Raw genomic sequence first — 21,084 nt, 5'->3', positions numbered from 1 at the left:
GACGTGCGGGGCGGAGGTCATTCGATGACCGGATCGTCCAGTACGTGGGGGAGGACGCGGGCCTGGAAGGCGTCGGGGTCGGGGCTGGACAGGCCGGCCATGGTCACCAGCGCCTTCCACAGCGCCCATCCGCGTGCGCGCCTCCAGGCATCGTCGGACAGGCCGGCCGCCTTGCGGAAGATCTTCCGCTCGTCACCGGTGAAGTACGTCCAGGCCATGACGAGGTCACACGCGGGGTCGCCGACCCCGCAGGTGCCGAAGTCGATGACCGCCGACAGCCTCCCGCCCGTGGTGAGCAGGTTGCCGACGGCCACGTCCCCGTGGAACCAGACGGGTGGGTGCGGCCAGACGGAGGTCAGCGCGCTCGCCCAGACGGCCTCACAGGCGGCCACGTCGACCACTCCCTTGAGCCGGTCCAGGGCGTGCTCGACCTGGTCGCCGTAGGCGCTGAGGTGACAGCCCCGGAAGTAGGAGTGCCGCCCGGCCGCCGGCCCGTGGTCCGCAGGGACGTGCCTCAGCGCGGTCAGGAAGCCTCCGAGGTCCCGTGCCAGATCAGATCGGTCGAGGTCGGTGGCCCCCTCGACGGTGCCTCCGGGCAGCCAGCGCCGTACCGACCAGGGGAACGGATACCCGGCCGCCGGACGTCCCGCCGCGACCACCGCAGGCACGGGCAGGGGCAGATGCGCGGCGAGGACGGGCAGGCAGCGGTTCTCCTTCTCCACGGCGGCGACGTAGCCCTCGGCGCTGGGCAGGCGCACGGCCAGCCGGTCACCGAGCCGGAAGGTCCGGTTGTCCCAGCCTTGGCGGGGCACCGGCTCGACCGGCAGGTCGCTCCACTCGGGGAACTGATCGGAGACCAGGGTGCGTACGAGGTCGGCGGTTATGTCGATCACGGTCAGACCTGGTGCCGTTTCTGTACGACGGTGGTGCGTCCGAGAGCGGGACGAGCGGGGTCCGCGCCCCGCCGGACAGGAAGCCTACGCGCGGAGTGGTGCGGACGACATCCGATTTTCGGACGGGTCCGGTCGGCTCACCTGGCGTGGTGGGCTCAGCAGTGTTGGCCGTTGGCGTAGTCGATGGTCGGGAAGTAGGTCACGTTCTGGCAGAGTAGCTGCCGGACGGGATGGTGATGGTTCCGTAGGTGCCGGTGCCCGACCCGGTGCAGCCGCTGGCGGTGATGTAGTAGCCCAGCAGGTCGGACAGGAGGAACCGGTTGCCGCTCGTGCAGGTGTAGTGGGCGTCCATGGCCATGGCGGGCGCGGCGGTGAGGGCACTCGCGAGCATGGCCGCGGCGCAGACGGCGGCCATGCGCTTGACCAGAGCATTCATCAGGCGCTCCTTCCGGGGGGTACGGACGCGTGCATCCTTACCCGAGGTGCCTTGCCCTGATCTGGTAGGAGGTGTCCAGATGCGGTCAGCTCCCGGACGCGGCACGGCGGTGGTTCGACGGCGGTGGTTCGACGGCGGCGGTCCCGACGGCGAGGGCGTGGCCTACCGGGCCGGTGACCTACTGAGCTCGCGACCTATGGGCCCCGTGACCTGCCGGGCCCGCAACTCCACCCGGCCGGTTCACAGAGGGTTCCGCGTCCAGCCTGGGAGCCGTCAGTGTTCGGCGGTGGGGGCGTAGGTGGGGGTGTAGGTGGGGGTGTAGGTGGTGGCGTAGTAGTCGCAGAGGTCGGTGAGAGGGCAGGTCTCGCAGCGGGGGCGGCGGGACTGGCAGATGGTGCGGCCGTGGACGATCAGGGCGATGTGGAGTTCGTGCCGGATCTCCGGAGGGACGCGGGGGGCCAGGAGCCGGTGCGCCTTCTCGGCGGTGGTGCCGGGCGGGATCCAGCCGAGCCGGCCGGTGACGCGGTGGACGTGGGTGTCGACGGGGAACGCGGGGCGCCCCATCGAGAAGACCAGCACACAGGCGGCCGTCTTCGGGCCGACGCCGGGCAGTGAGGTGAGGTAGGACTCCGCGGCCTGGTCGTCGAGATCGTCCAGGCGGCCGAGGTCGATGCGGCCCTCCCGTTCCTCGATGACGGCCAGGATGTGCTGGATGCGCCGGGCCTTCTGGTCGGCGATGCCGCCGCACCTGATCGCGTCGGCGACCTCGTCGACGGGGGCGTCGGCGGCCTGCTCCCAGCTCGGGAAGCGGGTCTTCAACGTGGCGAACGCCCGCTCGGAGTTGCGGTCGGAGGTGGCCTGCGAGAGCACGGTGGCCACCACCTGGTCGACGACGGGCAGCGCCTTGCCCGGGACGAAGGGCCCCTGCCGGGCGCGCAGCCGGCGGAGCACCTCTTCGATGGTCTCGCGATCGGCCTCGGTCATCTCCCGCCTTCCTCCTCTGCCGTCATCTGCTGCACTGATCGTCTGCCGTTACCCGCTGCCCTGATCATGACGACACATGTGGTGAGTGGTGGCGTGATAGTCGAATCGTCCAGGTGGTTCGCCGGTTCGACCATTCCTGTGACCTCCGACCTGGGCTCATAGTTACCTCACCTGAACGGACGCACCTCGGTGAAGTCCAGGAAGTCAGGTCGATCGTTCCCCTTGGAGGCCAGATGGCGCAACGGACCCGACCGGCGGCGGCGACGCCTCCGCGACCGTCGGCCCGCTGGGGGCGGAGGTGAACGCCGTCCCGCCGGGGCCGTCGGATCGTCTATCTGGTACCTGTGAAAGCCCATGTTACGTGCGGTGACGTGATCAATAGCGTCATCGATATGTGGCGGTGATCCGCCACGGCAAACAGTCGGACGGCATCGTGATGGAGAACCTCGTGACCGACGAAGTACGTCCCGGCCCCGCGACGGGTCCGGGTGCGGTGAGCGCCTGGGTCCGTCTCACGGACACGGGGGTGCGGCTGACCGTCGCGTGCGACGGCGAGGTGGTCCTTGACGGGATCCCGCTGGGGTTCTCGCTGGACGGCGTCGAGTTCGGCCTCAACCCCGAACCGGCGGGCGCCGTGGAGCGCACGGTCCGCGACCGGTTCCGCGCCCGCTCGGGCAAGGCGGTGGGCGAGCACCACTACGAGCACCACGAGACCGTCCGCACCTTCCGCGAGGCCGGCGTCGAGTGGCAGGTGATCCTGCGGACCGGGCCCGACGGCGTCGCCGTCCGCTACGCGTTGCCCGCCCTGGACGGCACCGCCCTGCTGACCGGCGACCGCACCGCCGTCACGCTGCCGGCCGGGGCGAGGAACTGGGTGCTCGACTACCAGACCTGGTACGAGACGCCCCGCTTCGGGGTCGCCACCGCCGAGCTGCCGAGCGGCGCCTACGGGTTCCCTTTCCTGACCCGGCTCGACGCCACCAGGCACGTGCTGGTCACCGAGTCCGGCATCGACGGCCGGTTCTCCGGCGCGCACGCCGAGGTGGGAGAGCCCGGGGCGGCCGGCGAGCGGACGCTGCGCTTCGCGCCGGCCGACGAGGCCGTCGAGGTCACCCGGGGCCTGGTGACGCCGTGGCGGGTCTTCCTGGTCGGGACGCTGTCCCGGCTGGTGTCCTCGCTGTTCGTGGACGAGCTGGCGCCGGCCGCCGCGCTCGAGCTGGAGGAGGCCACGTGGGTGCGGCCGGGCCGCGCGGCCTGGTCGTGGTGGTCGGACTTCTACTCCGGTGCGCAGCTGGAGAAGCAGAAGCACTTCGTCGACGTCGCCGCGAGCCTCGGCTGGGAGCACCTGCTGATCGACTGCGGGTGGGAGGAGACCTGGGTCCCCGAGATCGTCGCCTACGCGAGCCGCCGGGGCGTCCAGGTGCACCTGTGGACCATCTGGCGCGACCTCAACAGCCCCGAGGACCTGCGCAGGCTCGCGCTCTGGCGGTCGTGGGGCGTCGCCGGCATCAAGGTCGACTTCATGGAGTCGGAGGCCAAGGACCGCTACCGCTGGTACGACACGATCCTCGCCGAGACCGCCCGCCTGGGCCTGATGGTCAACTTCCACGGCTCGGTCATCCCGCGCGGCTGGGGACGCGCGTTCCCCCAGGTGATCGGGTACGAGGCGATCCGCGGCGCCGAGTACTACGTGTTCTTCGAGAACCAGGCGCTCACCGCCGCGCACAACGTGATCCAGCCGTTCACCCGCAACGTCGTCGGCGGCATGGACGCCACCCCGGTCGCCTTCGGCGCGGCGAACCGCACGACGAGCGACGGCCACGAACTCGGGCTCTCGGTGGCGTTCGAGTGCGGGATCACGCACTTCGCCGACCATGTCGACGCCTACACGGCCCGGCCCCTCGCGGCCCGGTTCCTGGCGGAGCTCGCGCCGTGGTGGGAGGAGACGGCGCTGCTGGCCGGCGACCCGGACGGCCACGCGGTCATCGCCCGCCGGTCCGGCGACCGCTGGTTCGTGGGGGGCATCGCCACGGGCGGGGCGCGCGCCCTGCACGTGCCGTTCGAGGAGATCGGGGTGGGGGCGGACGCCCAGGTGTGGGTGGTCGGCGACGCCGCGCCCGCGACCGGCGAGGTGCCGGCCACCGGGCTGGCGGAGACCACCACGACCGCGGGCGACGGCATCGACGTCGAGGTCGCCTGCGACGGCGGCTTCGTCGCCATCGTCGCCCCGGCCGGAACCCCGCTGTTCCGGGCCGTGCCGCGCCCCGTGCAGTCCCCGCCCGCCGCGCACCCGGCCGTCGCCGAGGTCGGGCCGGACGGCACCGCGACTATCACGACCGAGGCCGGTACCCGGCTCCGCCTTCCGCCCGGCTGGACGGCCCACCGCGACGGCGAGGGCGGTGGGACATCCGGCCGTGACGGCGAGGGCGGTCGGACGGCCCACCGCGACGGCGAGGACGGAAGGACGGCCCACCGCGACGGCGAGGAAGGGTGGGTGGTTCGCCCCGATCGTTCGCTGGCACCGGGTCGGCTCGGGGTTGTGACGGTCGAGCGGGACGGCGACGGCGGCGTTCCGGTCGTCGCGCACGTCCGCGTCGTGCGCCCGCTGACGCCCGGCGACCACGCGCTGTCCGACCTGCCGATGATCGCCTTCGTCAACGACGACGGTCCCGTCGAACGCGACCAGTCCAACGGCGCGGGCAACCCCGGAGACGGGCGGCCCATGCGCGTGGCCGGCGAGGGCTTCGCGCGCGGCCTCGGCACCGCGCCGTACTCCGAGGCGCGCTTCCACCTCGGCGGGCACGCCGATGCCTTCACCGGCGCCGTCGGCGTGGACGACGAGTCGACCGGCGTCGCCCGGGTCGGCGTCCTCGGCGACGGCCGCGAGCTGTTCACCGCCGTCGTCGAGGCGGGCAAGCCCGTCACGGCGTTCACCGTGGACGTCCGGGGCGTCCAGACCCTTTGCCTGCGCAGCGAGACGGCGACGCCGGACGACACCGGTGTCCACGTCGACTGGGTCGACACGACCCTGCGCGTCGCATCCATCAGCCGATGAAACCGCGCCGGTCACGACGACCGGGGCACAGCACGATCAGAGGAACACCATGAAACGCAAGTGGATGGCCGCCGCGGCGATGGCCGCGGCGGCGACGGTCCTGACCGCCTGTTCGGGCGGGTCCGGCGGCGCGTCGACCTCGTCATCGACGGAGAAGGTCACGCTGACCTACGCCAACTGGAGCGAGGACCAGTCGCCCGCGATGAAGCAGATCGCGGCCGAGTTCGAGAAGGCCAACCCCACCATCACCGTCAAGATCCAGACGCTGCCGTGGACGGAGTACTGGTCGACGCTCCAGGTCGGCGCCGCGGGCGGCACCGCGCCGGACGCGTTCTGGATGCTCGCCGACCACTTCCGCGAGTACGCCAAGGGCGGCCAGCTCCTCGACCTGTCCGGCACGGTGAAGTCGGCCGGCATCGACATGAGCGTCTACCCCAAGGCCGTCTCGGACTCCTACACCCTGGACGGCAAGGTCTTCGCGCTGCCCAAGGACTTCGACACCAACGGCATCTGGTACAACAAGGCGCTGTTCGACGCGGCCAAGGTCGCCCACCCCGACGACACCTGGACCTGGCAGGACGTGCAGGACGCCGCCAAGAAGCTCACCGACAAGGCCAAGGGCGTGTGGGGCATCGCGGCGCCGATCGACGCGCAGGGCGGCTTCTACAACACGATGCTGCAGGCCGGCGCGCAGATCGTCAATCCGGAGGGCACCGCCTCGGACTTCGCCAGCCCGGCCGGCGTCGCCGGCCTGAAGTTCTGGGCCGACCTGCAGGCGGCGGGCGTGTCGCCGACCCTGCAGCAGCTCTCGGACACCGAGGCCGTCTCGATGTTCGAGAACCAGAAGGTCGCCATGTACTTCTCCGGCGCGTACTGGGCCTTCCGCCTGCACAACAACCCCGACCTGAAGGGCAAGGTCGACGTCGCGCCGCTGCCGCAGGGCGTCAAGCGCGCCACCGTCACCAGCGGCATCGGCAACGCCGGGTACGCGGGGTCCAAGCACCCCGAGGAGCTGAAGAAGTTCCTGGCCTTCCTCGGCGGCACGAAGGCGGCCGAGATCCAGGCGGCCACCGGGACGGTGCTCCCCGCCTACAAGGGCACCCAGCAGCCGTGGCTCGACGCGATGCCCGAGTTCAACCTGAAGGTCTTCATCGACGCCATCGACTACAGCGTCCCGCTGCCGGTCGCCGGCAACGCCTCGGAGTGGCAGGGCCTGGCCGCGCAGTACCTGACCCCCGCGTGGAACGGCGACAAGCCGGTGCAGCAGGCGGCCAAGGAGTACCAGGACGCCGTGGACAAGGTGCTCGCGAAGCAATGACGTCCGTCAAGACTGTGACATCGACACCCGTGCGGCGGCCGGCCGGTCGCCGCGCGGGCGTCGGCGAGCCCGGTGGCTGGTGGGCGTTCGCCTTCATCGCCCCGGCGGTGCTGGGCCTGGCCGCCCTTTATCTGTGGCCGTTCCTGTCCACCGTGATCAAGAGCTTCCAGGACGTGCCGGCGTTCGGGCCGGCCACGTTCGTGGGGCTCGGCAACTACACCGAGCTGCTCGGCGACCCGGAGTTCTGGAAGGCGTTCGGCAACTCCGCCCTCTACACCGCGATCATCCTGCTCGGCATCCCGCTCGCCGTCGTGCTCGCCGCGCTGATCGAGCAGGTCGGGCGGGGGCGGGCGGTGTACCGCGTGCTGTTCTTCCTGCCGGTGGTGACGCTCCCGGTGGCCATCGGCATGGTCTGGCGGTTCATCTACAACGGCGACTTCGGGCTGCTGAACACCGTGCTGTCGTGGTTCGGCGTCGAGGACCGGTTCTGGGTCGCCGACCCCCGGTACACCATCTGGGCGTTCGGCGCGGTCGGCATCTGGATGAGCCTCGGCATCAACATGATCATCCTGGGCGCCGGGCTGCAGGCCATCCCGAAGGACCTCTACGAGGCCTCGGCCCTGGACGGCGCCGGGCGCGTCCGGCAGTTCCGCCACATCACCGTGCCGCTGCTCACCCCGAGCATCTTCTTCGTCACGATCCTCAGCGTGATCGCCGCCCTGCAGATGTTCGACCTGATCTTCGTGATGCTGCGCGGGGTGAACAACACCGCCCTGGCCGACTCCAAGACGATCGTGTACCTGTTCTACGAGAAGGCGTTCGTCCAGTTCCACCAGGGCTATGGCGCCGCCATCGCGGTCGTGCTGCTCATCGTGATCATGATCGCCACGGCCCTGCAGTTCCGCCTCCAGAGATCGTGGGTGTTCTATGGCTGAGTCCGCCGCCCGCTCCGGGCCGGGCCGCCGCCGGCGCGGGGGAGCGGCCTCCACCTGGACGATCCACGCCGTGCTCATCGTCGCGGCCGTCGTCATGGTGGTGCCGTTCGCCTGGCAGATCCTCACCGTGTTCAAGACCACCGCCGAGGCGACCAGGATCCCGCCGACCGTCCTGCCGGACGCCTTCTCGCTGCGCTCGTTCGGGACGTTCTTCTCCACCGTGCCGTTCTGGTCGATGTTCGGCGTGTCGGCCGGCGCGCTGGTGCTGCGGGTCGCGGGCCAGCTCGCGGTGGCCTCGCTCGCCGGGTACGCCTTCGCCCGCATCCGCTTCCGGGGGCGCGAGCCGCTGTTCGGGCTGTTCATCCTCATGCTGATGGTGCCGAGCCAGCTGTTCCTGATCGGCCAGTACGACCTGATCCGCGGCCTGAACCTGCTGGACACCCTGCCGGCGCTCGCCATCCCCGGCCTGTTCTCGGCGTTCGGCACCTTCCTGATGCGCCAGGCGTTCCGCACGATGCCCAAGGACTACGAGGAGGCGGCCCGGCTCGACGGCGCCAACACCTTCCAGGTGTTCTGGCACGTCATGCTGCCGATGGCCAGGCCCACGCTGGCCGCGCTCGCCGTGCTGACCGGCCTGTACTCGTGGAACGACCTGCTGTGGCCGCTCATCGTCTCCCCCTCGGGGGAGAACCGGCCGCTGCCGGTGGGCCTCGCGGGGCTGCAGGGACAGTTCGGCACGGACTACCCGACGCTGATGGCCGGGGCGTTCGTGTGCTCGATACCGCTCGTGATCGTCTTCCTGGTGCTGCAACGGCAGTTCTTCGCCGGCATCGCGAGCAGCGGACTCAAGGGATGACGGGGGAGTACGCCCAGTGAACGACGACACCCGCGCGCCGATCCACCTGCGAGCCGGGGGCACCGGCCTGGTCGTCGCCGTGGACGGCGGCCGGCTCCCGCGCATCCTGCACTGGGGGCCGGACCTCGGCCCGCTCACCGGCGACGTGCTGGCCGACCTGCGCAGGGCCGCGCTTCCCGCCATCGGCGACAGCGCGGTGACCTATCCGCAGCCCGTGCCGGTGCTTCCGCAGCTCGCGGAGGGCTGGCTCGGACGTCCCGGGCTCACCGGCGACGACGACGGCCGCCGCTGGGCCCCGAAGTTCCGGGACGCGGCCTGCCACCTGGACGGCGAGGCGGACGGCGGGCCGCTGCTGCGCTGCACCGCGCACGACCCCGAGTACGGCCTCACCGCCGAGATCGAGATCCAGGTGCTCGCCGCGAGCGGCCTGGTCCGGCAGCGGGCCCGCCTCAGGAACGACGCCGCGGCGCCGTACCGGGTCGGGCACCTCGAACTGGCCCTTCCCGTCCCGTCCGAGGCGACGGAGATCCTCGACCTGACCGGGCGGTGGGCGCTGGAGCGCGTGCCGCAGCGCCGCCCGTTCCACGTCGGCGAGTGGGTCCGGGCCTCCCGAGGGGGCAAGCCCGGGCTGGAGCACACGACGCTGCTGGTCGCCGGCGAGGAGGGCTTCGGGTTCCGGCACGGCCAGGTGTGGGCGACGCATCTCGCCTGGAGCGGCGACCAGGTGCTCGCCGCCGAGCGGACGCCCGCGGGCACCAGGCACCTGGCGGCGGGGGAGATCCTGCTCGCGGGCGAGGCGGTGCTCGGGCAGGGCGAGTGGTACCGGACCCCGTGGCAGTACGGGTCGTGGGGCACGGGGCTGGACGAGCTGGCCGCGCGGTTCCACCGGCACCTGCGGTCGCGGCCCGGGCACCCCCGCTCACCACGGCCGGTCGTGCTCAACACCTGGGAGGCGGTCTACTTCCGGCACGACCTTCCGACGCTGACGGCGCTCGCCGAACGCGGAGCCGAGGTCGGCGCCGAGCGGTTCGTGCTGGACGACGGCTGGTTCCTCGGCCGCCGGGACGACACCAGCTCGCTGGGCGACTGGACGGTCGACCCGGACGTGTGGCCGGACGGCCTGGAAGCGCTCGCCGCCCGGGTCCGCGAACTGGGCATGGACTTCGGCCTCTGGTTCGAGCCCGAGATGGTCAACCTGGACTCCGAGCTGGCCCGCGAGCACCCGGAATGGGTCTTCGACGCCGGGCACGGCCCCGGCCTGCCCTCCCGGCACCAGCACGTCCTGGACCTCGGCCACCCTGGCGCCTACGCCCACGTGCTGGAGCGGATGAGCGCGCTGGTGGCGGCCCTCGGCATCGCCTACATCAAGTGGGACCACAACCGGTACCTGCTCGACGCCGGGCACGGCCCGGACGGCAGGCCGGGCGTGCGGCGGCAGGTGGAGCAGGTCTACCGGCTGATGGCCGAGCTCAAGGCCGCCCACCCCGGTCTGGAGATCGAGTCGTGCGCCAGCGGCGGCGGGCGCGTGGACCTCGGCGTCCTCGAGTTCGCCGACCGCGTCTGGCCGAGCGACTGCAACGACCCGCACGAGCGGCTGGAGATCCAGCGCTGGACGGGCCTGCTGGTGCCGCCGGAGATGCAGGGCACCCACATCGGCGCCGAGGAGTCGCACACCACCCACCGCGCCCACCCGCTGGACTACCGGGCGGAGAAGGCGCTGTGGGGACATCTCGGCATCGAGGTGAACCTGCTCATCGCCGACGACGCGACCCGCGCGGGGCTCGCCCGCTGGGTCGCCTTCCACAAGGAGCACCGGAGCCTGCTGCACTCGGGTCAGGTGGTGCACGCCGACCTGCCCGACCCGGCCCTCCGGCTGGAGGGCGTCGTCGCGGCCGACCGGGGCGAGGCGCTGTACGCGTTCAGCGTCGTCGCCCGGCCCGCGACCTGGCCGCCGGGCCGCGTCCGGCTGCCCGGGCTGGACGACGAGCGGCTCTACACCGTGCGGGCGGTGTACCCGGGGGAGCCGCCCGCGGCGGGCGCCGTGCTCCCGCCCTGGCAGCGCGACGGGGTCACCATGCCCGGCCGGGTGCTGCGGCTGGCCGGCGTCGAGGCGCCCTCACTGGACGTCGACCGGTCGGTGCTGCTGCGCGTGACCGGCGCCTGAACGGCCGTGACCGGCGCCCTCGGGACGGTCCCGCGCCGGGGCCTGGCCGGCCCTGGGACGGTCCCGCGCCGGGGCCTGGCCGGCCCTGGGACGGACCCGCCTTCCGGGCCGGCCGGCCGTGACGGCAGGGAGAGGGGGCGCGCCCGCGTCCGGGGCGTCAGCCCTTGGCGCGGTTGCGGTACTCCGTCGGGCTGGCTTCGTGCAGCCGCTTGAAGTGGCGGGAGAAGTAGAACGGGTCGTGGTAGCCCACCTCGCGGGCGATCGCGGCGACCGTCGCGTCGGTCGTGTCCAGCAGGTTGCGCGCCTGGGCCATGCGGAGCGCCGTGTGGTGGGCCAGCACGCCGCCGCCGGTCGCGCGGCGGAACAGCGCGCTCAGGTGGGAGGGGGAGACGCCGACCAGTGACGCCAGGTCGGCGACCCGCACGGTGCCGTCGAGCCGTTCGGCCAGGTAGGCCATGGCCCGCTGCAAAGGGTCGCCGGGCGCCGGCATGACCCGGTCGGCGGCGATCTGCGTGAGGAGCTTCCACGCCGCGCCTGCGGCGCCCATCAGGCTGGCCGGCGAGTGGTCGCGTTCGAGGACGGTGACGATCTCGTCGAGCAGGGCGATCGCCCGGTCCAGCCGCCGGATGGGGATCACCGGCCTGGACGCGCTCACGCCGATCTCACCGACCAGCTCGGCCAGATCGCCGCCCCGGAGGTGACACCACCAGATCGTCCAGGGTGCCTCGGAAGACGCGCCGTAGGAGTGCGGGGCGCCGCGCGGGATGATCAGGGCCGCGCTCGGCCCGACGCGGTGCTGGGCGCCGCCCACGTCCGCCCACCCCGCGCCCGCCGCGCACAGGATGAGGACGGTCTCCTCGGTGCCGTTCGGCCTCCTCATCAGGTGGTCGGTCGCGTTGGGGTAGTAGCCGCAGTCGGTGACCTGAAGGCGTCTGGTCACCGGGCGCGCCTGCGCCTCCGCGGTGACGCGGCGCGGGACGACGGTCAGCCGCTGGTTGCGGAACCCCTCCTGGATCGGCATCGGCTCAGTATGGCATGGACCATCGGATTGTCCAGGCAGTGCCGTACATCCGCCATTCCTCGCGGCCCTCGCCGCCGGTTGACTGGTGGCGCCGGCCACCCGAGACACGTGCCCGGCCGATCACGGAGGCCGTCCAGCCGGGCGGGCTCCTCACGACCTGGGGGATGGAGATCATGGGACGGGGATTACTGGCCGGGAAGGTCGCCGTGGTGACCGGCGCGGCCTCCGGGATCGGCGCCGCGGTCGTGGACCGCTTCCTGTGCGAGGGCGCGCGGGTGATCGCGGTCGACGTGGCCGACCAGGGCCCGGACCGGCCAGGGGTGCTGCCGATCACCGGCGACGTCGCCGACTCCGCGGCCTGGCGGCGGGTCGCCGAGGCGGCGCGCGAGGAGTTCGGCCGGCTGGACGTGCTGCACAGCAACGCCAGCGTGGTGGTGCGCGCCCCCGCCCACGAACTGGCCGAGAGCGACTGGGACCGGCAGATCGCGGTCAACCTCAAGGCGGCCTACCTGGCGATCGGCGCCTGCGTCGGCCTCCTGCGCGACGCGCGCGGCGCGGTGGTGCTCAGCTCCTCCGTGCACGCCATCGCGGGCCTGCCGTCCCACCCCGCCTACGCGGCGGCCAAGGGGGGCCTGGTGTCGCTGGGCCGCCAGCTCGCCGTGGAGTACGGCCCCGAGGTGCGGGTCAACACCGTGCTTCCCGGGCCGATCCTCACCCCCGCCTGGGACGGCATCGGGCAGGAGGACCGCCGCCGCAGCGCCGCCGGCACGGCCGCCGCCCGCTTCGGCCGGCCCGAGGAGGTCGCGGCCGCGGTGACCTTCCTCGCCTGCGAGGAGAGCTCGTACGTGACAGGAGCGTGCCTCGTCGTCGACGGCGGCTGGAGCGCGGTCAAGGACTCGGCGTGACCGGCCGGTACGCCCCGGCCGGCCGGGGACGGAGGGCGCGATGAGGATCACCGGCGTCGAGACGTTCCTCGTGCCGCCGCGGTGGCTGTTCTGCCGGGTGCAGACCGACGAAGGCGTGGCCGGCTGGGGTGAGCCGGTCGTGGAGGGACGCGCGGAGGTGGTCCGCGCGGCCGTGCACGTGCTCGCCGAGTACCTCCTCGGCCGCGACCCGCTGCGCGTCGAGGACCACTGGCAGGTCATGTCCAAGGGCGGCTTCTACCGGGGCGGCCCGGTGCTCTCCAGCGCCCTCGCCGGGCTCGACCAGGCCCTGTGGGACATCGCCGGCAAGGTGCACGACGCTCCCGTCCACGTGCTGCTCGGCGGCCCGGTGCGCTCCCGGGTGCGCATGTACGCCTGGGTCGGCGGCGACGAGCCGGCCGAGCTCGCCGACGGCATCGCCGCCCGCGTCGAGGCCGGGTTCACCGCGGTCAAGATGAACGCCGCCGGCCGGACGTCCCCGATCCCGACGGCCGCCGAGGTCGCCGGCATCGTCGACCGCGTGGCGCTGGCCAGGGAACTGCTCGGCCCGCACCGCGACGTCGCCGTCGACTTCCACGGCCGCTTCACCGCGGCAGGCGCGCGGCGCGTCCTGCCGCTCATCGCGCCGTTCCACCCGCTGTTCGCCGAGGAGCCCGTGCTGCCCGACCGGCCGCACGTGCTGCGCGAGGTGGTGGGCGCGAGCGGCGTCCCGATCGCCACCGGGGAACGGCTGTACTCGCGCTGGGACTTCCGGCCGGTGCTGGAGGCGGGGGTCGCCGTGGTGCAGCCCGACCTGTCGCACGCGGGCGGCATCTCCGAGACCCGCAGGATCGCCGCCCTCGCCGAGGTCTGGGACGCCCAGCTCGCCCCGCACTGCCCGCTCGGCCCGCTGGCGCTGGCCGCCAGCCTCCAGGTGGCCTTCGCCACCCCGAACTTCCTCATCCAGGAGCACTCGATCGGCATTCACTACGACCAGGGCGACGACCTGCTCGGCTACGTGCTCGACCCGGAGGTGTTCCGCTTCACCGACGGCCACGCCGCCCGTCCCACCGGGCCGGGACTCGGCGTGGAGATCGACGAGGCGGCCGTGCGGCGCGCGGACCAGCGTGGGCACGCCTGGCGTAATCCCGTCTGGCGGCACGAGGACGGGGCGTTCGCGGAATGGTGACGACGCTCCGGATCCCCATTCACCCCCGTTTCGACCTGGCGCGCGGCGGCAGGTGGACCTCGCTCGCCGGCGGCGGGCGCGAGTGGCTGTGGTCGCGCCCGGACCCGGCCCGCGCGGACGTGGCCCCCGGCGCGGAGTTCGTCGACGCCGGCGGCGTGGAGGAGTGCCTTCCCACGGTGCGCGGCCTGCCCGACCACGGCGACGCGTGGAGCCGGCCCTGGGAGGGCACGGCGGCGCGGGCCCGCGTGCGCGGCGCCGGCTACGAGCTGCTGCGCCGGGTCACCGAGGAGGCCGGGGCGGTGGTCGCCGAGTACCGGCTGTCGGCCGACCCTGGGTACGCCTTCGTCTGGACGGCCCACGCGCTGCTCGACGTCGGCGAGGACGCGCGGCTGGTCGCTCCCGCGGGCACCGTGACCAGGGTGTACCCGGAGGCCGCCGGCCTGCTGGGGCGTCCCTGGCCCGACGGCGTGCCCTACCTTGAGGGCCGCTGGCCCGATCCGCTGGGCCTGCCGCTCGACCGGTTCGGCCCGTGCGACGGCACCGCGGCGGGCGCGGTGCTGCGCTGCGCCGCCGTCCGGGTGACCGACGGAGCCGACGCGCTGCTGCTGCGGGTGGAGGCGCCCGGCGGGGTGCCGGTGTCCACCGCGCTGTGGCGTAACCTCGGCGGGTTCCCCGCCCGCGCGCCGTACCGCAGCATCGGCGTGGAACCCATGCTCGGCGCGGTCTTCGACTTGGACGAGGCCGGGCAGGGGGACGCGGCGGTGGTCCCGCCGTCCGGCGAACTGACCTGGCGGCTGGTCGTGGCCGCGGAACGGATGAGCGATGCCTGAATCGATCACTGAATCACCCGCTGAATCCCCGCTGGACGGGGCGCGCGAGGCGCGTTTCCTGTCGACGCTGGCCGGACGGCGCCTGGTGGCGATCGTCCGTGGCCGGGACGCCGGCGCGGCGCTGCGCACGGTGCTCACCCTGGTGGAGGAGGGCGTCGAGCTGGTGGAGGTGTCGCTGGTCACCGCCGGCGCGCTGGAGGTCCTCCGCCGTGCGCGCACGGCTCTCGGCGAGGCGGCGGAGCTCGGCGCGGGGACGGTCCTGTCGGCCGCCGACGCCGACGCGGCCGCCGAGGCGGGCGCGTCCTACCTGGTCACCCCGGCCGTCTCCGCGTCCGTCGCGCGGGGCCGGTCCCTCGGCCTGCCGGTCCTCGCGGGCGCGTTCACCCCCACCGAGGTCGTGGCCGCGCTCGGCGCGGGAGCCGCCGCCGTCAAGCTGTTCCCCGCTTCGCTGGGCGGCGAGCGCTACCTGCGCGCGTTGCGCGACCCTTTCCCCGAGGTCGCGTTCGTGCCGGTGGGCGGGGTGGACGCCGCCGCCGCGGCCGGGTACCTGCGGGCCGGGGCGGTCGCGGTCGGCGTCGGCTCGCCGCTGGTGGGCGACGCCGCCGACGGCGGAAGCCTCACCGAGCTCAGGGCACGCGTCCGCGCCTTCAGGGACGCGCTGTGATCGACGTGGCCACCTTCGACGAGACGATCAAGGACGCGCTGTGATCGACGTGGCCACCTTCGGCGAGACGATGGCGTCCCTGCGGGCGCGCGACCCGATCCGGCTCGGCGGCGCCATGCGGCTGTCGGTCGCCGGCGCCGAGTCCACCGTCGCGATCGGCCTGGCCCGGCTCGGCCACCGCGTCCGGTGGACCGGCCTGGTCGGCGAGGACGAGACCGGCGAACTGGTGCTGCGCACGCTGCGGGCCGAGGGCGTCGAGGTGTCCCACGCGCGCTCCGACTCCCGCGGGCCCACCGGGCTGATGCTGCTGGAGCGGCGCGTCGGCGAGTTGACCCGGGTGATCTACCACCGTGCCGGCTCGGCGGCCTCCTTCCTGCGGCCCGAGGACGTGCTGCCCGCGCTCGACCCGCCGCCCACGATCGTGCACGTCACCGGCATCACCCCCGCCCTCGGCCCCGGCCCGGCGGCGGCCGTGCGCGCGGCGGTGGAGTGCGGCGCGCGGGTCTGCCTGGACGTCAACCACCGCTCCCGCCTGTGGGGACGAGAGGAGGCGGCGCGGGCGCTCCGGCCGCTGGCCCCCAGGCTGTCGATCGCCGTCGCCTCGGAGGACGAGCTGGAACTGCTCGCCCCGCCGCAGGCGCTGACGGAGGCGGAACGGGTGGCGGCGCTGCTCGAGGCAGGCGTGGCGGAGGTCGTCGTCAAGCGGGGCGCCGAGGGCGCCAGCGCCTACACCGCGGCCGGGACGGCGCACCGGCCCGCCCGTCCGGTGCGGGTCGCCGACGTCGTGGGCGCCGGGGACGCGTTCGTCGCCGGCTACCTGTCGGCCGTGCTGGACGGCCTGGACCTGGCCGGCCGTCTGGACCGGGCCACGACCACCGCGGCCTTCGCCGTCGGCTCCCCGGGCGACTGGGAAGGACTCCCCGCGCGGGGAGAACTGGACCTGCTCGCCGCCCCGCCCGGCGCCACCCTGAGGTGAGCGGGCCACCGCCGGGCCCGATGCCTGTGGCGTGCGGCGGCGGCGTGCGGCGGCGGTTACGCTGGCGGCCCCGGAGGGGTCACCGGCGGTGGCCGCGAGCGCGAGGAGTACAGGTGACGGCTTCGGCAGGGCGGACGGCCATCGTGACGGGAGCGGCCCGCGGCATCGGGGCGGCGGTGGCGCGGCGGCTGGCGGCGGCGGGATCGCCGGTGGCGGTGGTCGACCTCGTGGAGTCGGACGCGAGCGGGACGGCCGAGCAGATCGAGAGCGCGGGCGGCCGGGCGATCGCCGTCGGCGCCGACGTCGCCGACGCCGGGCAGGCCGCCGAGGCCGTGCGCCGCGTGGCGGCCGAGCTCGGGCCGCCCGCGGTGCTGGTGAACAACGCGGGCGTCACCCGGGACAACCTGCTGTTCAAGATGACCGAGGAGGACTGGGACCAGGTCGTCGACGTGAGCCTGCGCGGGTCGTTCCTGATGAGCCGGGCGGCGCAGCGGCACATGGTCGAGGCCGGCTGGGGACGCATCGTCAACGTGTCGTCGACCTCCGCCCTGGGCAACCGCGGGCAGGCCAACTACGCCGCGGCCAAGGCCGGGCTGCAGGGGTTCACCAAGACGCTGGCCATCGAGCTCGGCCGGTTCGGCGTGACGGTCAACGCGGTCGCGCCCGGCTTCATCGTCACCGACATGACCCGGGCCACCGCCGCGCGGGTCGGTCAGTCGTTCGAGGAGTTCAGCGCGGCCCGGGTCGCGCAGATTCCGGTCGGCCGGGCGGGACGGCCCGAAGACGTCGCGGCGGTCGTCGCCTTCCTGGTGGGCGAGGACGCCGGGTTCGTCAGCGGGCAGGTCGTCTACGTGGCGGGCGGCCCCCGCGGCTGATCCGACGGACGATCCTGAGCGGCCGACCCGCCGGACGAGCCTGAACGGGTGGTCCGCCGGCCGGTCCCGCGCGGAGGGTCCCCGTGCGGCCGGTCGGTGCCCGTGCGCGGCGGGAGCGCCGCCCTCCGGGGAGGGCGGCGCTCCGTGTTACCGGGTGGGGGGGCTGCTACCCGGTGACCAGGGTGAGGCCATAGGCGGAGAGGACTTCGTTGACCGGCTGGAAGAACGTGGTGCCGCCGGAGCTGCAGTTTCCGGACCCGCCCGAGGTCATGCCCTGGGCCTGGCTGCCGGAGATGAAGGAGCCGCCGGAGTCACCGGGCTCGGCGCAGACGTTGGTGCGGGTGACCTCGCCGACCGTGCCCTGAGAGTAGGTGACGCTGGTGTTGCGCTGCAGGACGGTGCCGCAGTGCCAGCCGGTGGTGGAGCCGGACCGGCAGATGGAGGAGCCGACGCCGGCGACGCTGGAGCCGGTGACGGTCACGTTGCCGTACGCCACCTGCGAGGTGGGCGTCCAGTTGCTGTTCACCGCGATGTAGGAGTAGTCGCTGCCCGGGAACACCGAGCCCTGGAAGGTGCCCTGCGCGACCCGGTTGTAGCCGGCGGTGGAGTTGCCGGCCCGGCCGCAGTGGCCGGCGCTGACGAAGCCGGGCGTGCTGCCCTTGCGCACCGAGAAGCCGATCGAGCAGCGGGCCGAGCTGTTGATGTAGTAGGCCTCGCCGCCCCGCAGGTTGTAGAACGTCTGGGGCTGCTCGCTGGACTGCTCGACCCGCACCAGGGACGCGTCCACGCCGCTGGCGGCGATGAAGGCCTGGGCCTCGGCCGGCTGCGACGACTGGACGACCACGCTGTTGGTGGGCACGTCGACGAACCACACCGGGGTCGACTCGTGCGCCTGCGTGGCGGCGGTCCTGTCCAGGGCGGCCTTGGCCGCGTCGAGGGTCGCGAGGCTGTGCGCGACCAGCTTGCCCCGCACGCCGGTGCCCTGGATGCCGTTGAGCGCGGCGGCGTCGGTGGTGGCGACCGTCAGGGTCGAGGAGGTGGGTCCGCTAAGCCAGGAACCGGCGTAACCGGCGCCGAGCTTGTCGGTGTACGACTTCTCGACGCCCATGAACCGGGCCTCGTTGAGAAGGCGGGACTCGGCCTGCTCCTTGCTGATGCCGAGGTCGCGGGTCATCGCGTCGATCATCGCGGGGGCGGGCTTGGGGCTCGCGGCGGCCGGTGCGCGTTCGGCGACGGCCGGGGCTGCCATGAGGGTGAGGACACTGATTGCTAGAGCGCATCCGGCGGTGACCGTGCGTCTGCGGAGCATGGGCTCTCTCCTCGGTGTTTGGGGGGTGTCGTCACCGTAACTGCGCTCACGCCAGGCGCGGAGCTATCGTTTGGTCCCTATCGCCGCGTTATGGAAGCGCGCACGGATGACGGATCGTGCCGTATCGCCGCTCGGGGAGGCGTGGCCACGGGTCAGGGGATCATGCCGAACCTCGGGTTGGCGGCCAGCCAGTCGGTGTAGCGGTCGTTGCGCCGGACGGCCTCGGCGTGCGCGTCCCTGGCGTGGTCGGTGACCAGGGGGGCCGTGCGGGCGGCCAGGGAGTCGGAGTGCCATCCCAGCAGGTGCCTCCAGCGCAGCGGGGTCCCGGCGACGGGCATCATGACCAGCCCGGCGCTCAGCTCGAACGTCGCCTGGCACAGGGCCACGGCCTTGCCCGCCTTGACCAGGTGCAGGCAGGTGGAGACGTCGGTCTCGTACATGTGCCGGGGGACGAACCCGGCGCGGGCGCACGCCCCGGCGAAGCAGTCGGCGAAGCAGCCGTCCCCCGGCGCGACGGCCCAGCCCTCGCCGGCGAGCCCGGACAGCTCCACCTCCTTGTCGCCGGCCAGCGGATGGTCTTCGGGTAAGAGGACGAACACCGGGTCGGTGCCGACGACGGCCCAGGTCATGGCCTCGGCGGCCGGTGGGGCCGACTCCCCGCAGGTGCCGATGAGGGCGAAGTCCAGCCGTCCGGCGCCGACCAGGGTGGTCAGCTCCCGCGCCGACCAGGACGTGCGGGTGCTGATGGGGGTGGAGGGATGGGCGCCGGTGAGGCGTTCGACGAGGCCGCCGAGGATCGGCCCGTGGGTGGCGCCGATGCGGAAGCCCGCGATGCCGGTGTAGGTGTTGGCGAAGCGCACCGCCTCTTCCTGCAGTTCCCGCACGGCGGGCAGCAGGACGCGGGCCCGGGTCAGGACGAGTTCGCCGAGGGGGGTCGGCCGGGCGCCGTTGCGGTCGCGTTCGAAGAGGGCGCCTCCGAGCGTGCGCTCGATCCGTTTGAGCTGCGCGGTGAGCGACGGCTGAGCCAGTCCTAGCTGGGTGGCCGCCTTGGTGACGCTCCCTGCCTCGGCGACCGCGCGCACGATCTTGAGGTGACGGAGCTCCAGATCCATACCGGGAACGTACGGCCGGGATGTTATGCCCGCAATGCCGATATGTCACCAAATCTGACTGCAATTTGTAGGATCATGCTGATCGCGCCGCTGAGCTGGGACGATGCTGCACGGGGTCGCCGAAAAAAGGCGAGTCATCCTCGCCCTGCTCTGTCAAGAAGCGTGAACGGCGGCTCGGCGGCCGGTGCGGCGCGGAGGAACCGGGGCGGCGGCCGCCGGTCGCCCGCTCCGCCCCACCCCAGGTAGAACACGTTTCTATCAATTTGGCGGGCGAGTGAGTGACGGAAGACACACGCAGCACTACGATCGCGGACAACATACGCGCTATTGGACAAACGGTCCGAGTATCCGGCTGTCGGTTAACCCCGGAGGATTTTGATGCGACGCATCACTGGAGTCGTTCTCATCGCGATCGGGGCGTTTCTCATCACGCTGGCGCCGCTCATCCGCTTCTACGCGGCCGGGAAGCTGGTCGCGGCGCCCGCCGACTACTACGGGGTCTCCGAGCTGCGCGCCGACGACGCGCAGTACTTCAGCATCGCCAAGGTGAAGGTGCTCAACGCCAGCCTCGACATCACGGTGACCACGCGCGGCGACGTGGCCGAGGCCAAGGGCGACCGGGTGGTGTGGGACGAGTTCACCGCCGTCAACGACGTCACCAACGGGCAGCCGAACATCCAGATGGACCAGCGGCGCAGCGCCTTCAACAAGTACACGGGGGAGGGCGTCGACTGCTGCGGCGCCAACGTGGACAAGGAGCCGGTCCAGATGACCGGACAGATCTACCTGTTCCCGTTCGGCACCGAGAAGAAGACCTACAAGGTCTTCAACTCCTCGGCCAAGCAGTCCTTCGACGCCGCGTTCGTCGGCGAGGACACCGTCAACGGCCTGCAGGTGTACAAGTTCGAGCAGAAGGTCCCGCCGACCAAGATCGCCACGCTGACCGCGCCCGCCTCGGCGATCGGCATGGACCAGACCGGTGACGTGCAGGTCGACCGCTTCTACGACGGCGTTGTCACCTACTGGGTCGAGCCGGTCAGCGGGTCCCCGGTGAAGCAGGAGCAGCAGCGTCACGAGGTCCTCAAGACCAAGGACGGTGTGGAGCGCTCGGTCGCCCTGGTCGCCACGGCGAAGATGACCCCCGAGACCGTCGACAGGCTGGTCAAGGGCGCCATCGACGGCAAGGACCAGATCACCCTGCTCAAGACCACCGTGCCCCTGGTGATGCTGGTCGTCGGCCTGGTGGTCGTGGTCCTCGGCGTCGTCCTGCTGGTGGCGAGCCGCTCCCGCCGCCGGCCCGTGGGCGCGTAGCCCGCAACGAGATGGCCGCGCACGCACCGAGCGCGGCTTCCACGGTGAGGTGGCCGCGTGCTGGCACTGAGCGTGGCTTCCACGGTGAGGTGGCCGCGTAAACGCACCGGGCGCGGCTCTCCTCCCGTCAGGTGCTGGAGGTGGTCGGCGCCGGGTCGGTGGGTCGTGGCACGGCGATGCCGGCGCCGGTTGCGGCGCCCGGCCGGTCAACGGTCGCGGACGGCCCGGCCAGATCGTTCTGCCGACATGTCAGG

At 72.9% G+C, this 21,084-nt stretch carries 18 protein-coding genes; 12 read left to right on the top strand and 6 right to left on the bottom strand.

Translation table 11 applies throughout. From position 1 onward, the window contains the following. Nucleotides 1–17: 17 nt before the first annotated feature. The 3 genes from ABZT47_RS06180 to nth form a co-directional block, all read right to left on the bottom strand. Nucleotides 18–893: an aminoglycoside phosphotransferase family protein gene (locus tag ABZT47_RS06180; protein WP_354836780.1), complete on the bottom strand. Its 876-nt coding sequence runs from the start codon at nt 891–893 to the stop codon at nt 18–20. 199 nt (nt 894–1,092) lie between these two features. Further along, nucleotides 1,093–1,329: a hypothetical protein gene (locus ABZT47_RS06175; protein WP_354836778.1), complete on the bottom strand. Its 237-nt coding sequence runs from the start codon at nt 1,327–1,329 to the stop codon at nt 1,093–1,095. A gap of 273 nt (nt 1,330–1,602) precedes the next feature. Beyond that, nucleotides 1,603–2,313, bottom strand: a complete 711-nt coding sequence (nth, locus tag ABZT47_RS06170; RefSeq protein WP_354836776.1) for an endonuclease III — start codon at nt 2,311–2,313, stop codon at nt 1,603–1,605. Between the two features lie 448 nt (nt 2,314–2,761). Between nth and ABZT47_RS06165 the strand changes: the two genes are divergently transcribed. Genes ABZT47_RS06165 through ABZT47_RS06145 form a run of 5 tightly spaced genes read left to right on the top strand, consistent with a single transcriptional unit; the run spans nt 2,762 to nt 10,641 of the window. Beyond that, complete coding sequence (locus ABZT47_RS06165) at nt 2,762–5,368, top strand: glycoside hydrolase family 97 catalytic domain-containing protein (RefSeq protein ID WP_354836774.1); 2,607 nt, start codon at nt 2,762–2,764, stop codon at nt 5,366–5,368. A gap of 49 nt (nt 5,369–5,417) precedes the next feature. Then, nucleotides 5,418–6,686, top strand: a complete 1,269-nt coding sequence (locus ABZT47_RS06160) for a sugar ABC transporter substrate-binding protein (RefSeq protein WP_354836772.1) — start codon at nt 5,418–5,420, stop codon at nt 6,684–6,686. A gap of 14 nt (nt 6,687–6,700) precedes the next feature. Continuing rightward, nucleotides 6,701–7,621 (top strand): sugar ABC transporter permease, encoded by a 921-nt coding sequence (locus ABZT47_RS06155; protein WP_354836770.1) that lies wholly within the window; start codon nt 6,701–6,703, stop codon nt 7,619–7,621. Beyond that, a complete protein-coding gene (locus ABZT47_RS06150) occupies nt 7,614–8,477 on the top strand; it encodes a carbohydrate ABC transporter permease (RefSeq protein ID WP_354836765.1) in 864 nt (287 codons plus the stop codon). The genes ABZT47_RS06155 and ABZT47_RS06150 overlap by 8 nt, the downstream gene beginning before the upstream one ends. 16 nt (nt 8,478–8,493) lie before the next feature. Next, nucleotides 8,494–10,641 (top strand): alpha-galactosidase, encoded by a 2,148-nt coding sequence (locus ABZT47_RS06145; RefSeq protein WP_354836763.1) that lies wholly within the window; start codon nt 8,494–8,496, stop codon nt 10,639–10,641. A gap of 157 nt (nt 10,642–10,798) precedes the next feature. Here the strand turns inward: ABZT47_RS06145 and ABZT47_RS06140 are convergent, their stop codons facing one another. Beyond that, on the bottom strand, nt 10,799–11,662 hold the full coding sequence (locus ABZT47_RS06140; protein ID WP_354836761.1) for an AraC family transcriptional regulator: 864 nt from the start codon (nt 11,660–11,662) through the stop codon (nt 10,799–10,801). A 173-nt stretch (nt 11,663–11,835) separates the two neighbouring features. Between ABZT47_RS06140 and ABZT47_RS06135 the strand changes: the two genes are divergently transcribed. The 6 genes from ABZT47_RS06135 to fabG all read left to right on the top strand — a co-directional run bounded on the left by ABZT47_RS06135 (nt 11,836) and on the right by fabG (nt 17,098). Then, the gene (locus tag ABZT47_RS06135) at nt 11,836–12,567 is read left to right on the top strand and encodes an SDR family NAD(P)-dependent oxidoreductase (RefSeq protein WP_354836759.1); all 732 of its coding nucleotides are present in this window, start codon (nt 11,836–11,838) and stop codon (nt 12,565–12,567) included. 40 nt (nt 12,568–12,607) lie between these two features. After that, on the top strand, nt 12,608–13,753 hold the full coding sequence (dgoD, locus tag ABZT47_RS06130; RefSeq protein WP_354836757.1) for a galactonate dehydratase: 1,146 nt from the start codon (nt 12,608–12,610) through the stop codon (nt 13,751–13,753). Continuing rightward, nucleotides 13,747–14,583 (top strand): hypothetical protein, encoded by an 837-nt coding sequence (locus ABZT47_RS06125; protein WP_354836755.1) that lies wholly within the window; start codon nt 13,747–13,749, stop codon nt 14,581–14,583. Before dgoD ends, ABZT47_RS06125 begins: the two co-directional genes overlap by 7 nt. Then, nucleotides 14,576–15,247, top strand: coding sequence for a bifunctional 4-hydroxy-2-oxoglutarate aldolase/2-dehydro-3-deoxy-phosphogluconate aldolase (locus tag ABZT47_RS06120; RefSeq protein ID WP_354836753.1), 672 nt, complete (start codon nt 14,576–14,578; stop codon nt 15,245–15,247). The genes ABZT47_RS06125 and ABZT47_RS06120 overlap by 8 nt, the downstream gene beginning before the upstream one ends. 40 nt (nt 15,248–15,287) lie before the next feature. After that, nucleotides 15,288–16,223, top strand: coding sequence for a sugar kinase (locus tag ABZT47_RS06115; protein WP_354836751.1), 936 nt, complete (start codon nt 15,288–15,290; stop codon nt 16,221–16,223). A 113-nt stretch (nt 16,224–16,336) separates the two neighbouring features. Beyond that, the gene (gene fabG, locus ABZT47_RS06110; RefSeq protein ID WP_354836749.1) at nt 16,337–17,098 is read left to right on the top strand and encodes a 3-oxoacyl-ACP reductase FabG; all 762 of its coding nucleotides are present in this window, start codon (nt 16,337–16,339) and stop codon (nt 17,096–17,098) included. Between the two features lie 166 nt (nt 17,099–17,264). Here the strand turns inward: fabG and ABZT47_RS06105 are convergent, their stop codons facing one another. Together ABZT47_RS06105 and ABZT47_RS06100 are read right to left on the bottom strand one after the other, a co-directional pair. After that, entirely contained in the window at nt 17,265–18,407 is a 1,143-nt protein-coding gene (locus tag ABZT47_RS06105; protein ID WP_354836747.1) for a S1 family peptidase, read from the bottom strand. A gap of 152 nt (nt 18,408–18,559) precedes the next feature. Continuing rightward, entirely contained in the window at nt 18,560–19,519 is a 960-nt protein-coding gene (locus ABZT47_RS06100) for a LysR family transcriptional regulator (RefSeq protein ID WP_354836745.1), read from the bottom strand. A gap of 378 nt (nt 19,520–19,897) precedes the next feature. On the opposite strand from ABZT47_RS06100, the gene ABZT47_RS06095 reads away from it, so the two are divergent. Beyond that, a complete protein-coding gene (locus ABZT47_RS06095; RefSeq protein WP_354836743.1) occupies nt 19,898–20,830 on the top strand; it encodes a DUF3068 domain-containing protein in 933 nt (310 codons plus the stop codon). The last annotated feature ends 254 nt before the right edge of the window (nt 20,831–21,084 follow it).

It is taken from the genome of Sphaerisporangium sp. NPDC005289 (assembly GCF_040607455.1).
GTDB classification, from domain to species: Bacteria; Actinomycetota; Actinomycetes; order Streptosporangiales; family Streptosporangiaceae; genus Sphaerisporangium; species Sphaerisporangium rhizosphaerae.
The sequence above is the reverse complement of the archived record's forward strand: the minus strand, read 5'-3'. Positions and strand labels throughout refer to the sequence as shown.

Bases quoted from the DNA above. Each gene is read 5' to 3' on its own strand.
- ABZT47_RS06175 (WP_354836778.1), bottom strand. From the start codon at position 1,329: ATGAATGCTCTGGTCAAGCGCATGGCCGCCGTCTGCGCCGCGGCCATG.
- nth (WP_354836776.1), bottom strand. From the start codon at position 2,313: ATGACCGAGGCCGATCGCGAGACCATCGAAGAGGTGCTCCGCCGGCTG.
- ABZT47_RS06150 (WP_354836765.1), top strand. From the start codon at position 7,614: ATGGCTGAGTCCGCCGCCCGCTCCGGGCCGGGCCGCCGCCGGCGCGGG.
- ABZT47_RS06100 (WP_354836745.1), bottom strand. From the start codon at position 19,519: ATGGATCTGGAGCTCCGTCACCTCAAGATCGTGCGCGCGGTCGCCGAG.
- ABZT47_RS06120 (WP_354836753.1), top strand. From the start codon at position 14,576: ATGCCTGAATCGATCACTGAATCACCCGCTGAATCCCCGCTGGACGGG.
- ABZT47_RS06105 (WP_354836747.1), bottom strand. From the start codon at position 18,407: ATGCTCCGCAGACGCACGGTCACCGCCGGATGCGCTCTAGCAATCAGT.
- ABZT47_RS06125 (WP_354836755.1), top strand. From the start codon at position 13,747: ATGGTGACGACGCTCCGGATCCCCATTCACCCCCGTTTCGACCTGGCG.
- ABZT47_RS06135 (WP_354836759.1), top strand. From the start codon at position 11,836: ATGGGACGGGGATTACTGGCCGGGAAGGTCGCCGTGGTGACCGGCGCG.
- ABZT47_RS06140 (WP_354836761.1), bottom strand. From the start codon at position 11,662: ATGCCGATCCAGGAGGGGTTCCGCAACCAGCGGCTGACCGTCGTCCCG.
- ABZT47_RS06095 (WP_354836743.1), top strand. From the start codon at position 19,898: ATGCGACGCATCACTGGAGTCGTTCTCATCGCGATCGGGGCGTTTCTC.
- dgoD (WP_354836757.1), top strand. From the start codon at position 12,608: ATGAGGATCACCGGCGTCGAGACGTTCCTCGTGCCGCCGCGGTGGCTG.
- ABZT47_RS06160 (WP_354836772.1), top strand. From the start codon at position 5,418: ATGAAACGCAAGTGGATGGCCGCCGCGGCGATGGCCGCGGCGGCGACG.